Consider the following 16372-nt stretch of genomic DNA (forward strand, 5'->3'; position numbering starts at 1 on the left):
ACCTAATACAAGACATTGAAATAATGCGATTTAGCACGGATGCAATGTCAGTTCGCAAGAACATGAAGACCCATATGAAAAACAAAAATTGAGAGTAATATCATGCAAAAACTTATTCGCTATCTTGCCGTATCCATTATGGCAATCAGTGCATCAGCCAGCTACGCTTCCAATGCAACCCAGGTCAAGGAAAGCTTTGTGCTCTCCAGCTATGCCAAAACCAAGTATCCCATTGTTTTTGTACATGGGGTGGCAGGATTTTCACGCGTTGGCAGTGATCCTCTAGGTGTCGATTACTGGCACCAGATATTGCCTGACCTTGCACGAAATGGTGCCAATGTCTGGACCACACGCCTTTCCCCCTTTAACTCAACTGAGGTTCGTGGTGAACAGCTAGTGCAGCAAGTTGAGGAAATCCTTGCCATTACTGGGCAGCAAAAGGTCAACCTGATTGGTCACAGTCAGGGGGGGCCAACCATCCGCTATGTTGCAGGTATCATGCCGAGCAAGGTGGCATCACTGACCAGTGTCAGTGGTACGCATAAAGGCTCGCCTGTTGCCAGCCTACTGATGAAGACCGATGGAACCATCTTTGGCTCTGCTGGAGCAGCCATGGCCAACTTCTTCTCAGGCGCGATTACATGGTCACAGGGACTCAACCCGAAAAGCTATCCACATGACGCGATGGCGGCAGGACGCAGCATCTCGGTTGAGGGCTCAACGGCATTTAACACCCGATTCCCAATGGGCGTACCAACCACAGCCTGTGGCGAGGGCACTTATCAGGATAAAGGCATTTATATGTATTCATTCTCTGGCACACAGGCACTGACCAACATCCTTGACCCACTCGACCCCTTGTTTGCAGGTACAAGTCTGATTGTTGACATCAAGGGTGACAATGATGGCATGGTCAGCCGTTGCAGTGCCAAGTTTGGCAAGACAGTTCGGGACAACCTGCCATGGAACCATGCCGATGAGGTCAATCAGGTGCTGGGGTTGAAATCAATTTTCGCACCTGACCCTGTGGATATTTACCGTCAACATGCCAACCGCCTAAAATTGCAGGGACTGTAAAACAGGTATAAAAAAATGCGCCAGATGGCGCATTTTTTTGCTTTAAAACGAGGCTAAAATTAACCTTGTTTACGTGCTGGCAACTTCTCACGAATACGTGCAGCTTTACCAGACAACTCGCGTAGGTAGTAAAGTTTAGCACGACGAACGTCACCACGACGTTTCACTTCGATTTTAGCAACGATTGGAGAGTGAGTTTGGAAAACACGCTCAACACCAACACCGCTAGAAATTTTACGAACTGTGAAAGCAGAGTTTAAACCACGGTTTTTCTTCGCGATTACAACACCTTCAAATGCCTGAAGACGCTCACGGTCACCCTCTTTTACTTTAACTTGGACAATAACAGTGTCACCAGGAGCAAAAGCAGGGATATCAGTTTTTAACTGTGCATTTTCAACAGCTTGAACTAAAGGATGTTTACCACTCATTGTGGAATCTCCAATATGTGCGGGAGAGAAGAGGTCTCTTACACCGCTGGGAATAGAGGCTAAGGCGCATATCTCCCGTTTAACTTTCCCTTTAGGACAACATTGCCTTAAAGAGCCTATTTTTAACTTAAACTAGGTTTAAGTAGAACTCGAAGCCAGGCTTCTCGTCTGGTGCAAGGATCAACCGATATAGGTTTAATCCTGCGAATTTTTTAGCCATTTTTTTTGCTGCTTGCTCAACTCGAATTTTTCCACCAACTCTGGTCGGCGATCCAAAGTACGTTGATATCGCTGCAAAAAACGCCATTTCTCTATATTGGCATGATGTCCTGATTTAAGTACCTCAGGCACATCCAAACCCTCAAAATGGTCAGGCTTGGTATATTGTGGACAATCCAGCAGACCATCCACAAAAGAATCCTGTATCGCAGATTGCTCGTCAGACATGACATTGGGCAAACGGCGAATAATGCTGTCCAACAATACCATGGCAGGAAGTTCACCACCCGACAACACGTAATCCCCAATTGACCATTCCTGATCAACATAATGCTGGATTAAACGCTCATCGACTCCTTCATAACGTCCACACAATACAATCAAACCATCATAATCAACGAATTGCTGTACCGCCTGTTCATTTAGGGTTTTGCCTTGCGGTGACATATACACCACAGGAGCATGAACACAACCTACTTGCGAGGCAAGTTGTTTGGCATGGGTAATTGCTTTTGCCAACGGCTCAGCCATCATCACCATACCAGGACCACCACCGAAAGGACGCTCGTCCACGCGTTTGTAGTTGCCCTCTGCAAAATCTCGCGGATTAATACAAGTAACTTGTACAATCTGTTTTTTTGCGGCTCGACCACTAATCCCGTACGCTGTAATCGCTTCAAACATTTCAGGAAACAATGTGATGACTGCAAAAAACACCGCAGACTCCTTTATTTTCCTGCTGCGCTACCACCCTCTAAAGAGTTAGTAATCTACGCCCCAATTGACGTAAATGCGACCAGCTTCAAGATCAACACGTTGCACCACATCTTTATGCCACGGAATCATGCGCTCTTCGGCATCAATACTGTCAGCAGTGGCCTTGACCACCATAACATCATTGGCACCTGTTTCAAAAAGCTCAAAGATTTGACCGAGATTGACTTCCTGCTCATCATCACCAAGACCCAACACGGTTAAGCCCTTTAGATCTGACCAGTAATACTCATCTACATCTGCTTTTGGAAGCTGAGATTTGGCAATCCAGATATTGGCACCCACCAGATTTTCCGCACCAGTGCGATCACTCACACCCTTTAGCGAAACAACCAGACCTTTGCCATGTGGTTTCCAGCGTTTTACATCGACTATTTGCCAACTTGCCTTGGTCTCAATGTACCAAGGGAGGTAGTCAAATATATTGCTCATGGGTTCAGTATTGGAGTAAACCCAGAGCCACCCATTCAGTCCATAAGCTGAACGTAACTGTCCAATCTGAATACGATCTTCGGGTACATTCTGTATTGGTGTCATGGGCTATCTACTACAATACTTATGCAGTAGCCGCAGCTTTTTTAGCTTGAGCAGCTAAAGAAGCAACACGCTCAGAAGGTTGGGCACCTTGTGAAATCCAGTGTGCAAAACGGTCAGCATCTAAACGAACTTTTTCCGCTTGACCTTGTGCAGTTGGGTTAAAGAAACCAATACGTTCGATGAAACGACCATCACGTGCATTGCGGCTATCAGTCACAACGATTTGATAGAATGGACGTTTTTTTGCACCACCGCGCGCTAAACGAATAACAACCATGAGAACAACCTTATAATTTTTACGGATTATCCCTGCACCGACCATCGGCAACACTTCAAACCCCTTTCATAGAGGGCGATATTCTACGTCATATTTGCCCTGAAAGAAAGATTAATTTAAGGCTTATCCACAACTGTGAATTTAATCTTTATACCATCTGTATTTACCAGTCCTCTGAGTTGCTGCCACAACCATTGCTCGTAATACTAGCTGCTGTCTTGGTTTTGCATTTAAAACCTGTGCTTGTTAATAAAGCAGAATAATTTCGGGGGTTTTCACTTACGGCTTTCAGTGACCAGGTTTGTGAATTTACGGTAAGGGTAAGTGTAAACTTTTGATTGCCCGTTAATTTGTCCAATGGCAGCAATAAAGTCGTATTAGTTGCATTCGGAACATCAAAATAAGGACCTTTGTTGGTCGATGTACCTTTTAATACAAAGCCATCATAACTAAAGTTACGTGTACGATGCTGCTCTAACAGGGCAGAAATTTTCTGCATTTCCTGTTGTGCCGTGGATAAGTCTGCACGGCGGATATAGGTGTCATAACCAGGTATGGCAATCGCTGCGATAATTGCAACGATTGCAACCGTGATCATCAACTCTATCAGGGTAAAACCTGAAGCTTGATTCAATCGAAGCATGCTCCCTTTCAGAGACCTATCCTTATAAGGATAGGAGCTTTGTTCGAAATCAGAAGATTTATTTTTATTCATTATTTTCATACCATGTTAATGGCACAATCTGACGGCGCATTTGATTCACTGGCATCTGGCCTGTATTGTCCGTTCCATTTTGAATTAAACCACGCGATTGTAATTTACTGTTCGCATTAGTAATTCCAGCACCTATATTTAAAGGTACAATTCCCTTACCTGCCACAAAGTTACTCACTTGTCCTGGTTGCAGATCCTGTTCACAGATACCATAAGGTAGACAGTAACGATGAATTTTTGTTTCACCTCGAACTTGAACAGGGCAATCAATACTTAAACCTGGATCATATACACTCACATACAGGTTTTTATTCACCACCGCCATTTCTTCAAGAATCTTTTTACCTTTAGCTGCATCAGGATCTTTTCCCACTCCTGCATTTGGATCAAAAGAAATGACCCAACCATTTGGCATCAAGGCTTTTACCTCTTCAACATTTTTACCTTTAATCTCCTCTTGCGTTAATGCCGCATGTAAAGAATTTCCAGAAGTTGTTAAATCAATATCTTTGGTCAATGGTGTGAAAGCAGTTGTTGCATATAAATCAGTTCTTGTGACATCACGATCAAATAGATTATAGATTTCACCTGAACGTTCATCAGTTACAGGTAAGCTACGATTACCAGAAGCAATGCTGATCACTGCTAATGGTTTTTCATATCCATATACACTAAAAGTGGGTGCATCATAGAATCTAGGGCTACTACCATCCGCTTTATGCAAGTTCAGCAACCGTGTTGCATTCTTTGCAAAAGCACCCGCAGTGGCATTCATTTCCTGATTTAAGTCAATACGCCAAACCTGCCCACCCAAGTCGCCAAAGTAAAGATGGTCCATCAAACCATCTCCATTTCGGTCAATAGTATTGATTCTACTTACCACGCTATATTGCAGGGTTTTGACATTTAAGCCATGCTCTTTATTACCATCATTCCTGGTTGTTGCATTTGCGCTTGCCCACCATAACAAATCACCATTGTCCGCATCGAACATATAGACACCCGCCCCTTTTCTTGGGTCAGTTCGGTTTTCATCTTGTTTATAGTTGGCGTCTTCATACCCCATATCATAGCCACCACCGACCAACATCACCAACTTACGCTGTCCTTTCCAATTCACATAAGCCAATGTTGGTTTAGACCAGCTTTGCCCCATGTAACTCAGCGGCGTATTCACAGCAGCCTGCGCAGGGTCGATATGAAATTTCAATTTAGGTTGATCTATATCCGTTAAATCCAGCGCGTAATAACCGCTCCCTCCCATGCGCAAACCTCCATACAGCACTTGTTTACCCTTTAACTTATTGCTGCCACTATTGATTTCCCCAACAGTAGTGAAAACCTTGCCATCATTCATACCGTAGACATATTCAGTATATGCAGTCCACGCACCATCAATACCATAAGGCATATTCCGATATGTACCCTCGCGATTGGCGGTAAATGCCTTACGTTGTTCAGTATTTTCAAGCATTTCATTTGGTACAAAGGCAAATTTTTCTTTACCATTTTTTGCATCAACCACATGCAATAAACCTTGTGTTGTACCAAATACAATATAATCGTCGCGCTCTATACTGCCATCTGCTTTAAATTTACCTGATTGTGTAATTTTGAAAGGTGTGGAATGTAAAGGCATACCGAGTTGCCATAGTGGCTGACTTTCTTTCAGGTCTTTCGCTTTTGCTGTTTGTGCATCAACCTTATAACCCAATAAGTTGATCAAATAACCACCTAGAATATCTTTTGCTGAGCTATTCGACTGACAACGTGTACTACTGGCATCTGCTAGATAATCAGGTGTAATTGCTTTCAAACTTTTGCTTTCATTAAAAATGTAATTATTGTCTTTCTGTTCACAATCACGGTTAATCCATAATTTACGTGTCGAATCTTTATTTTTCTCACGCAATGTCTTTAACTGATCAACCATACCTCCAAGCAAAATCTCTGAACCATCTTTTTTCTCTTCTTTGTTGGCATTCCACTGATCTTTGAAGTCAATCGTGCTTTTCAGTTTAATAACTTGCCCACCATCTGTTTTATCTTCAGTCAAAACAGAATATTTTTTTAGATTACCAAACCAGCTTTGGTGATTGGTTGGAATAAACATACTGTTATACACATCATTATTAAGTTGATATGGAGTCAATGGGTCTGCTGGAATGGTGGCTATTCCCAAGAAAGGGTCTTGTTTTGCCTCAACAATTTGTTGGCTGAAATCCAGGATGCTCTGGGCGATGCTACCTTTGCTTGCTTCAGTGTACCAACCACCTTTACCATCTTTGCCCCAATTTACTAGATTTTCGATATCAGCCGTATTCGTAGGTGATGTTGGTAAAATAATATCAACCAAGTTAAGAAGTGGTTTTAGATCAACAATAATACTCACCACTCCTAAAGCTGTTCTTAAAAGTCCTTTAACTGTATTAAGTAGTGTATTTACGATGCTGCCATCTGCTCCTGCACCAACGACAGTATCATCATCCAAACGTACATAAGTAAACTCTTTACCAATTCCTGCCACACCCGTTTTAATTTCAACCTGTGTACGATAGTCGCTATTTTTATCTAATAATGCTTTTGAGTAATTCGATATACAGGACCATGTTGCAGTGGCAGAACCACGGCTAGCCCATCCTGCGGGAGAATTACCACAGAAATCGGATAAATTATTTGTTGGAGTTTTTCCAAGTGATTTTTGCATTACACGCTGCACACCCAAACTATCGGCAGAGCTAAGCTTAGGAATACTGCCTGTTAGAACAAAAATTCCTTGTCCCCGACATTCCTTAGTAGCAGACCCACTGACTTGCTGGCGGATATTTTCAGGATTGAGATAATTCTCACCCTGCATCGGAACACTACTATCGCGATAGTCATAACCAGAATATGTTGAGTCACCAATACTATAATAGCGAACAACCCTATTTAATCCCAATAATCCTGTGCTGACTTCTTCAGATCTTGAATAGCCTGGAATACTATAACGTTTATTTTGTGGAATACACAGTAACCCACTGCAAGGCTCTTTTTCATATTGTGAGCAGTTATTATCACTTCCCCTTGTTGTACATTTATAAGCGTAATTTGTATTGACAGGAGATTCATATTCTAAAAGTTTCTCACCTGTACCTTTTGTATTTTTACCAAGTAGATATGCACCCGTTTCAGCATAAGCCGTGGCGGTTGGAGTTTCCACATCATTCAATAAGCCCAATACTGCTGTTGGTAATCCACCAATGAGGTTTAAAACATTAGTTAATAACCCTGCAATATTTAAACCATCCAATACACTATTGAGTACACCCACCACACTGTCCAATACATCCCCTAATGGATCAGAGCTTGGAAAAAGCTTGTCAATTGCCGACTTTAATGCTTCTTTTTGTCCTGGCTCACTCAATGCCTTTGCAGGAACCACGATCATTCCTGCCTGATCGTTGACTCCTGAGCTATTCTTAGCAGGAAAAGTTGACAGTCCAATCACAACATTGTCTGCCAATGCCTCAATTCCTTTGCTTGAGTTACCATCCAAGACTTGTTTAACAGCTGTTCTGATACGGGATAAACGACTATAGCAACGATACCCTTCCCCAAGGCTAACATTCACTTTCAGCCGACCACTATCAGGTTTAGGGTCACCAGATGGCAAATCTGAAAATGGCGTACAACTGGCTCTCATATAGTCCAATGAACTTTGCAATCCCAATAAACTATTTTGACCTGTTCCCGTAACTGTATCGACTGTTCCAATTAAATCTAAAACTGATTTTGGGAATACCACATCACAATAAGCCTCTGTTCCCGCTGGTGGAGTTAATCGCACATCTACCGCTGGCAAGGCACCTACCACGCCAAAAATTTTACTACTGATACAAAGAGGGTAATCTTTCAATAAATCGAGAGTTGGCGATCCCATCGTCTGGGAGGTATCCACCATAAGCATAATTGTTTTCTTTCCAGCATTATTACCCTGCCGATAAATCTCAATATCACTGGCAAAGACCACAGGTGACAATATGAAATATCCAGTTAATACAGAACCTGCAAACAACATCCACTTCTTCTTTGGTTTGTAGGCAGTTTTATGATTAGACTCAATATTTTTTTGTTGTTTCATTTTATTGTTATTCATGAGATCTCTCTCCCTTATGAACCAGATGGCTCAAAATCAGATAAGAAGCGATATTCTGCAACTTGTGTGCTATATAAAATATTTTTATCCTTAAGGCACTGAACCAGTCCCTTTTCCCCTTTTTGCAAGACTTCTGCTGGTGGTTCCATGCTTTTATTCAAACACCCACCATTCGCATCAAACAAGTCTGCTTCAGGATTTGACAGCAAGCCTTTCATTACTGAGGTTACATAGACTTTTAAGCGCATACTGTTTTCAGTCTTAGCCGTAACAACATCTGTTCCTCTTGCCAACTCTGAAAAAGGTTGTGCTGTAGAAGTCGCTCTTTTGATATGGATTTGTGTGACCACCTGTGAACGTCCAGCCGAAATATCACTTGCATGACATGCACCACCATTGGTTGCCATCAGTTGGCTTTGTTTGGTCGCATTTTGCCAATACAACCAGCTGGCATTTGTTAGATCAAATGGTGAGTTACCTTTAAAACAGAAAATCAGCTCTTTATTCCAGTTATCTTCATTTCTGAAAAAACCAACAATCCCATTTGCCCCAGCAATTCTTTGTGTTGTTTCAGGACGTTGAAAGGCCATTAGCGCAGCATCGGAGTTTTTTAATAACAAGATTTGCACCTGATTATTACTCACTAACTTTAATGAGCTAATGCTTTCACGAATAGCGAGTGTCCCAACAATTGTGATCAACAGTAAAATCATTAACACCACGATCAGTGTGGAACCACGTTCATGTCTCATCATTTTTAAGTCCCCCCTGTGCAGGATGCGGTTTTAGTACTATCACACCCCTCAGAGATCCAACCCATTGCATTTCTTAAAGAAATTGTTTGGTCAACCACCTGACGCAAATGAGTATCCTGATAGGTGGGTGCCAAAGTTACTTTCGTACCCAGTACCTGAAATGGTTCTTTATTTCTTTCTTTAACCGTTGATTGATTACCTGCACTATCTTCTGATTGCACCAAGACACCAATTTGAATGGCGTGAACATGAGGGCGCACAGCTTGTATCACACCATCAACATTTTTTTTCTTGGCGGTCAAAGCCATATAATTCTTGATATCAGTATAGGCAAGTGTGCTATTCGCCTTATCCAGATCACCATCGATATACCCCAGCTTGACCTGAAAAAAATCAATATTAGGTAAAATGACCTGGCTGTCTTTCCAATCTAGTTGTATAGGCTTATCAGTTACTTTAATTGCATCTAATTGTGATTGGGTATATTGAGCAGCCTGACACCGTAGCGAATGCCGTGAATCTGTAGAGGTTGAACCGACATAATAGCGTTGCACCACAAAGGCATCTTTTGCCAATGTATTACCAGAACAATCAAAACCGCTTTGAGGAGCTTGATAGCGGATCAATAATTGATCATTGGTTAAGCCAGTGACGTGAGCATCACCAAAACTGGTCAATTTATTATCAGAGAAGCATGCAGAGCAATTTAAATTAATTTTTTCTCCCACATTGCTTGAGGTCAGTAATATCCCAGCATAAGGAATTTGGTCATTAATGGCTGCAACAGGGGCACTTAAATTTGCTTTACGAATATCATTAATAATAAAGTTTAAGCCAAAACTTGCATTGTTCTGAATATGAGCCATCGCTTTTTGTAACTTATAGCTAGTAATACCTGTAATAAAAAGTTGAATCGCGGCTGCAACAATAATGAGTCCCAAGGCAATTGAAATCATAAGTTCAATCAACGTAAAACCTGATTGTCTCTTTTGGCTAAGTTTAGAACTTGTAAGGCTTTCTTTTTTCATTTTAATAAGCCTCCAAAAATAAACAGTGTGAACCCTGAACATACACACCATCTTTAATACAATTTTCTAGTCCTTTTTCTCCACTTAATGATGTTTCATTCCAAGCCACATAAATACATTGTCGAGTATTTCCCGTTGGACAGGTACTCACTGACACATTCATTCCATTACGTTTCGCCTGAAGAGCTGCACCCTGCAAATCTTGTTCTGCTATTTTCTTTGGATTCGCTGCCACATTTTCTATTGTAGTTGTAGGGGCAGTTAATGGTCCAATACTATATTGACCATCTCTTAACGCCTGTGGATTTGCCCTCATTCTTTCTGCTAAATCCTGGGCAATAGTCAAAGCTAAAACCTGATTGTTTGCCTCCAAACTTGCATCAATCGCTCTAAGCTGTAGTAATGCGAAGCCCAATACACCTATCGCCAACAATACTAAAGCGACCAACACCTCAACTAAGCCTACACCTTTTTGTTTAATTATATTCATGTGCAAACCCCTTCTTTTATCCTTGTATCACCTGTAATACCAACATTGATACAATAAGAAAGCGCGTCTCGAGATAAAATGAAATTCACAGAGACAGGAATACTGCCGTTGCTACGAAATTGGATACTTTTTGCAGAAAGGCTCTCAGCCATTACCCCACGATCCAAATAAGCAACAAAAATTCGGTCTTTATAGGTATTTGTAATTGCCAATGCAGTGGCACACTCTGTCTCAGACAAAGAATCTAGACATACACCTGTAGTTTTACGCAACAAAATAGCTTTGCTTCTTGCTTCTGATATCTTTGAAACCAATTCACGAGCAGAAGATTCCAGCTTCTGACGTGTATAAGCTGTTGCAAAAGAGGGTGCTGCCATGACCACAATAATTGCTAGGACTGCAATTGTGACAATCAGCTCCACCAGTGTAAAACCTTTATTATTTACTTGTTGCATATAGCCCTCCATATGCACAAATCTTATTGTTTTAATCTGTTTTGTTATATTTGATTATCAGTTTTCTACCAAAATGATATGAAAGCTATTTTTTATAGATAAAAGGCATAAATCATCAGATAATCGAAAAATAATTCAAAATAAATCATTTTTTAAATAAAAATAGATAAACAATTCACAAATTTTAATAAAATTACTTTTGAATGAATCCTATTGAAATGAGAAAGGCGAGTATGTATACATACTCGCCTTTCTCATTTCAATAAAACTTTTTTGAATTAAACAATTATAAAACTAGCGACCATCCCAGTTTGATGTTGCGGATAAACTGCATGAGTTTACACCTTTTGCCCATGATCTTTGCCCTTGATCGTTTAGACAAATCCAGCCATTATTTGCTTGCGCAGTTCCTGTTTTCGGCTTGGCAATCAACAACCATGTCCGCACTTTTGCAGTAGCCACGGTAAGTGCAGTCCCATCTACATCTGTCAAGCTAACATCATATAAGGGTTTTGTCTTTGGCAAGGTTGATGATCCATACACATTTGCTATTGTTCTTCCTGAATAATTATTATTTGCCATACGGAAATTTGCCAAAGTACGTGCAATTTCTATCATTTCAGCCTGTGTCTCTGCACGATCTGTTCTAATTTTATAAGCGACGTATGATGGATAAGCAATTGCTGCTAAAATACCAATAATCGCAACAACAATCATAAGTTCAATCAGTGTAAAACCTTGCTTATACATCGTTACCACTCCTCACGACCAGCCGCAACAGAACCACAATCCGTGTAGGTTACGAGAGATTTGGTTTTATTTTTGCAGCGTAATCCAGAACTTGTCATTAATAAGTCATAATTTCTGGCATCACTCCCTTCAGCTTTCATTACCCAAGCCCGTGCTCTTATTACAGGAGGAATTGTTGGATCCGTTAATAATTTGGTTGGATCTTCTGCATCTCTGATTGTAATTGTATATTTGATATTGGGAGCCGTCGCTCCTCTTGGTAAAGTCACTGAATTCAATGGGGTTCCTGCTGGTATACCATAAATATAATTAGGATCAAAGCCTCTATAAGTAAAGTTCTTTGATTTATGACGCTCCAACTGCTCTGCAATTTTCTGCATTTCTTGCTGAACCATTGATACATCCGTGCGCCTAACATATGCCTGATAGCTAGGAATAGCTATTGCAGTAAATATTGCAACGATAACCAAGACAATCATTAACTCAATTAAAGTGAACCCTTTGACTTGATAATCCAATCTACTTGCCATGCAAGTAGATTGATTAAATGATATGGACTTTTTATTTATTTGATCCATTTTTCATACCACCGTGTTGGGTTAATCTGTCCTATACAATCCCACTCACCAGGGCCAGCAGACAATCCTTTCGTACAGACATTTCCTGTTCCTCCTTTTGGAACAAGAGCAATACCCCGAATCCCTCCACCAATTGGTGTTGCATTACACTCCGAAACGCCTCCTGGACAACCAGTTGTTGTTGTTAAGAAACCTGTATATTGCTCTCTACCACCACTATCAGCTGTATTGTCTGACTTCAAATACACGCCAAATGGTATACCAAATACCTGACGATCTGTCTCACCTACCACACGAGGTAAACATGGATTTTGTGGTGCAATACCCGTACCCTGAGGATCATATACAGGAACAATTAAATTACCTGCAATTGCAAGAGGCTCTTCAAAAGCTTTCATCCCACCTGCAACACGGAAGCCTGGCGCTGTTTCTGTACCGTTACTCTTACTTGATAATGAACGATACCATCCATCTTTGGTTGCCGTTGCACCAATAAACACCGCAGGAATATTACCTGTGAGTTTTTGAGGATCTTTTTGTAGATTTAGTAAGGTTTTATCCTTTGTTGATAAAGCAAAAGCCGACCCATCTGCATTTTTTTCTTCAGTAATCAGATTCTTTTTAGCAAAATCACGGTCAATGACACCATAGACGTTGTTCACTAAACGATCTGTAAGTGCAGTACTTGGCAGCATACCATCACGACCAATAGTTGGATAAACATCCAATGGCGTACTACGGTTTCCTGATGCCAAACCTACCAATATAAAAGTATATGCGTCCTGACGGTGAATCGTCACTGTTGGAGCCTCATAGAAACGTGGATTTTTTCCAAGTGTCAGGGCTGACCCTGTATTAGTTGTTGCTAAATTCGCTAAACGTACTACCCGCTTACCAAAGTTTGCTGCTGTGGTTCCTATGGTATTATTCAGATCTGCACGGAATACCTGGCCACCTAAATCACCAAAATAAAGGTGATCCGTTAAACCATCACCATCACGATCTATTGCACTGATACGGCTTACAATACTATGCTTCATATTAGTATTAGATGTATCCGCGCCTGCTGAGCTACTTGCCCACCACAAACGTTTACCTGTTTGTGCATCAATAATATAAACCGCATTTCCTTTTGCTTCTGTACGGTTATCACAAGATGCGTCAGGGAAATCACTTGGGACAGTTGCGCCACTCGCATTGGTCACAGTAGACAATACTTTACCAAACTCGAAACGAGGGTTCTCATAACATTGATCATAACCGCCACCCACAATCATCACACGAGTAATCTTATTATTATAACGAATATTGGTCAGTACAGGCTTAGACCATGATTGTCCCATACGATTGAAATCACTTTGATCTCGCCCAACCCTAAATAATAACTTCGGCGTTTTCGGATCTAGTACGTCCAAACCATAATAGCTTTCACCACTCATGCGTAAGCCACCATAGACATTCATTTGACGTGCTTTCATCAAACTGTCACCTGACCCACTAGACTTTTGGGCTTTATAGGCAGGATCGGCAACCCATGCACCATCCAAACCATGTACAGGTGCATTCACATCGTCTTGCCCTTTTACCAATGCTTTTGAAGCAACGGTATTTTTGAGCAATTCAGCAGGAACAAATACCATTTGCTCCTCACCCGTTTCATTATCCACAATATGCAAACCACCATCCATTGTGCCATACAGCACTGATTGGCTACGGATATTAGTCAGTTTACCTGTTGCATCCAATGTTCCTGAATAGGTTAATTGGATAGGGAACGAGTGAATACTTCCTCCCATTGCCAAATTAGGGGTATTTGGAATAACCAATGAACTTGGCAAAGCGGTTGCTGTTTCATCTAGTGGCACAGCATAACCCAAATAATTCAGTAATTTTTGCTTCACTATTAATGGGAAATCTTTAAGTATGGCTTGCGTACTAAATTTACCTAGAACATAAGCCGCCACTCCAGTTGTTGGCGCGCCACTTTCTGGAATACGTAACAAACTTGTACCATTTGCTGCACCTGTCAGTGTTGCACCACCTGTTGCAGCGACATCAGTAAATAGCGTACGTAAGGCATTAGGTGTCGCAGTAAGTGCGTATTCTTTCGGATTCTTGGTTAAATCTTGATTCTGCCCATTGATTGGCATTGGAACTTTTGAATAAGCACCACCTAAATTAATAATGCCACCATCATTATAACTGGTGTTTTTATAGGCACTGGCATTATTCCAAAGGTCTTTGGTATTGGTATTAAATGCACCATATTTATCATAGACCAAGGTGGTGCCGTTCGCTGCGGCAAATTTACCTGCATCTGTGCCTGTTAAAACCACTTTATATTTTTTCAGGTTTCCTGTCCAAACTGCCTTATTACTTTGTGGGTTTGGCTCTAAAGCACGCAAATATCCATAAGGCTGTAACCCAGAGGGATTTAAGTCATCAAGAGGGACAGAAATAGCCCCAGTGGTTAATGGCTCGAGGGGCGCGGCTCCCAGGTTATTAATAAAAGCAATTACGCTGTCGGTGACCCCTTGCGCACTTTGAGTGGTAAAGAAACCACCATTACCATAACCAGGAGCATCTACAGCATTACTCCCTTGTCCTGGTGAACAGGAGTCATTACCTGTACGGTCACTCTGAGTTCTTGAACTTAATGCACAGGCACGTTTTACATATCCTGCACTCAAGCTATTCATATCATTACCAAACCCAACAAATGCTGTTTGGATTGAAACTCCAGCAGGATTCGTTGTTTTATCAAAAAGTCTTTTTGCAAATTCTCCCATACAATGCCATCCACCAGCATTTCCATCAGGGTCATTTGCATCTGTTAGACCACCAGAACAATTAAATCCTGAGCCACTAGTATCCAAGGCAGCTTTCATAATAGAAGTCGATCTTGTGGTACTTGTCCCATTAGCAGCACCATCAGATAAAATATATACACCTTGCCCATCACAACTGACACGATCAGCCTCTGGAGGTAAAGGAGAGATATATTTTAGACCATCTTTAGATGCGGCAATTGAGCTGTCAAAACCACTATCTGCATTTGGTCCTAACTGCATTTCTAAAGTATAAGAATAAACAACACCTGAAACAGTTTCATTACCATCTCCAGCAAAATCTGAAGGCTCTGTGCTACCCAAATTTTGCCAATAAGAAGTACTCGTACTTGTTCTTTGACTTGTTGAACCAGTGCCACAATATTGAACACCATTGGTAAAATCTGTTGTCCGCCAAGTCAAACATTTGTAATAAGTATCTACAGGTAAATAGACCGCTGTTGCATTCTGGGTACTACCAGAAAAATTCTGGTATTGATAACACCTATTGGTTGTTGTATCTAAATATGGATAGGAGCTGCTATTACATACCTTAGGCCGCGTAGCATTTATATAACTACCACCACTTGCTTGGTTATAACATCTACTTGTATTCCTTAAATAAAGATATGGGGATTGTGTACACTCGTAATTCCCATTTGAAGCAGTTTGATAACTACCAGAAAAACCTGTGTTATATTGATAACAAATATTATTTGCAGAATTCAAATAAGGTCTTGAACTATTTTGACATTCATATTTATCAAAAACCTGGGTCGTGATCTTTTTATATAAATCCTTTTGTATCTCAGCTTCACTTCGTGTGGAAGTCCCCATCAAATATGCGGCAGCTTCCGCATAAGCATGAGCTGTTGGTGTACCGCCTGTTGCAGTCAAACCATTTACTGCATTTTTTAAAGCTGTACGCTGAGTAGAACCTACAGGACCTAATTTTTCAGCTTTGACAAGGATACGACTAGATTTTCCATCTCCACCTACAGAGTAATGCCCCAAACCGACTCGTACCTCGTCCAATATAGGATTATTACTATCAAGAAAGGTGTTCATTCCTGTTTTTAAACGGGCTAATCGTGTTCCCGTTTGACCTGAATCCGTGTACGCCATTGATCCAGAAGTATCCAGCATCATTACAATGGTTTTTTTACCTGCGGTCGGCACTGCATAAATCTGCAAATCACTTGCTTGCACAATGGATGAAGCAACCAACATGGTTCCCGTAAACGCCCATATAAACGACACACCATGCTGAACATGACGAGTATGATTTTTTGGAATTAACCTATTTTTTAATTTTGTCAT

Annotated in this window: 13 protein-coding genes and 1 pseudogene; 1 reads left to right on the forward strand and 13 read right to left on the reverse strand. The window is 41.1% G+C overall.

The genetic code is table 11. The features are described 5' to 3' along the window. The first annotated feature begins 102 nt into the window (after positions 1 to 102). Entirely contained in the window at positions 103 to 1077 is a 975-nt protein-coding gene (locus N5J47_RS02040; RefSeq protein WP_267980742.1) for a triacylglycerol lipase, read from the forward strand. A gap of 59 nt (positions 1078 to 1136) precedes the next feature. On the opposite strand, the gene rplS is transcribed toward N5J47_RS02040, so the two are convergent. The 13 genes and pseudogenes from rplS to N5J47_RS02105 form a co-directional block, all read right to left on the reverse strand. Beyond that, positions 1137 to 1508, reverse strand: coding sequence for a 50S ribosomal protein L19 (gene rplS / locus N5J47_RS02045; protein WP_004660214.1), 372 nt, complete (start codon positions 1506 to 1508; stop codon positions 1137 to 1139). Positions 1509 to 1703: 195 nt separating this feature from the next. Further along, a complete protein-coding gene (gene trmD, locus N5J47_RS02050; protein WP_279958668.1) occupies positions 1704 to 2444 on the reverse strand; it encodes a tRNA (guanosine(37)-N1)-methyltransferase TrmD in 741 nt (246 codons plus the stop codon). Positions 2445 to 2489: 45 nt separating this feature from the next. Beyond that, positions 2490 to 3038, reverse strand: coding sequence for a ribosome maturation factor RimM (rimM, locus tag N5J47_RS02055; RefSeq protein WP_279958669.1), 549 nt, complete (start codon positions 3036 to 3038; stop codon positions 2490 to 2492). Between the two features lie 19 nt (positions 3039 to 3057). Beyond that, complete coding sequence (rpsP, locus tag N5J47_RS02060; protein WP_279958782.1) at positions 3058 to 3315, reverse strand: 30S ribosomal protein S16; 258 nt, start codon at positions 3313 to 3315, stop codon at positions 3058 to 3060. A gap of 163 nt (positions 3316 to 3478) precedes the next feature. Beyond that, positions 3479 to 3958, reverse strand: coding sequence for a type IV pilin protein (locus N5J47_RS02065; protein ID WP_279958670.1), 480 nt, complete (start codon positions 3956 to 3958; stop codon positions 3479 to 3481). A 64-nt stretch (positions 3959 to 4022) separates the two neighbouring features. Next, positions 4023 to 8168, reverse strand: coding sequence for a PilC/PilY family type IV pilus protein (locus tag N5J47_RS02070; protein ID WP_279958671.1), 4146 nt, complete (start codon positions 8166 to 8168; stop codon positions 4023 to 4025). 14 nt (positions 8169 to 8182) lie between these two features. Further along, positions 8183 to 8923, reverse strand: a complete 741-nt coding sequence (locus N5J47_RS02075; protein ID WP_279958672.1) for a PilX N-terminal domain-containing pilus assembly protein — start codon at positions 8921 to 8923, stop codon at positions 8183 to 8185. Between the two features lie 2 nt (positions 8924 to 8925). Continuing rightward, complete coding sequence (locus N5J47_RS02080) at positions 8926 to 9951, reverse strand: PilW family protein (RefSeq protein ID WP_279958673.1); 1026 nt, start codon at positions 9949 to 9951, stop codon at positions 8926 to 8928. A 1-nt stretch (position 9952) separates the two neighbouring features. Beyond that, entirely contained in the window at positions 9953 to 10441 is a 489-nt protein-coding gene (gene pilV / locus N5J47_RS02085) for a type IV pilus modification protein PilV (RefSeq protein ID WP_279958674.1), read from the reverse strand. Beyond that, a pseudogene (locus tag N5J47_RS02090) lies at positions 10438 to 10875 on the reverse strand (GspH/FimT family pseudopilin); the annotation flags it as partial. The pseudogene N5J47_RS02090 and the gene pilV, both read right to left, overlap by 4 nt. A 315-nt stretch (positions 10876 to 11190) precedes the next feature. Then, positions 11191 to 11646: a prepilin-type N-terminal cleavage/methylation domain-containing protein gene (locus N5J47_RS02095; protein WP_279958676.1), complete on the reverse strand. Its 456-nt coding sequence runs from the start codon at positions 11644 to 11646 to the stop codon at positions 11191 to 11193. 2 nt (positions 11647 to 11648) lie between these two features. After that, positions 11649 to 12176, reverse strand: a complete 528-nt coding sequence (locus N5J47_RS02100) for a type IV pilin protein (protein WP_279958783.1) — start codon at positions 12174 to 12176, stop codon at positions 11649 to 11651. A 35-nt stretch (positions 12177 to 12211) separates the two neighbouring features. Then, positions 12212 to 16372 carry a VWA domain-containing protein gene (locus N5J47_RS02105; protein ID WP_279958677.1) on the reverse strand — a complete coding sequence of 1387 codons (4161 nt, stop codon included), beginning with the start codon at positions 16370 to 16372 and terminating at the stop codon, positions 12212 to 12214.

It is taken from the genome of Acinetobacter sp. GD03645, assembly GCF_029845285.1.
In the GTDB taxonomy this organism is placed as follows: domain Bacteria; phylum Pseudomonadota; class Gammaproteobacteria; order Pseudomonadales; family Moraxellaceae; genus Acinetobacter; species Acinetobacter corruptisaponis.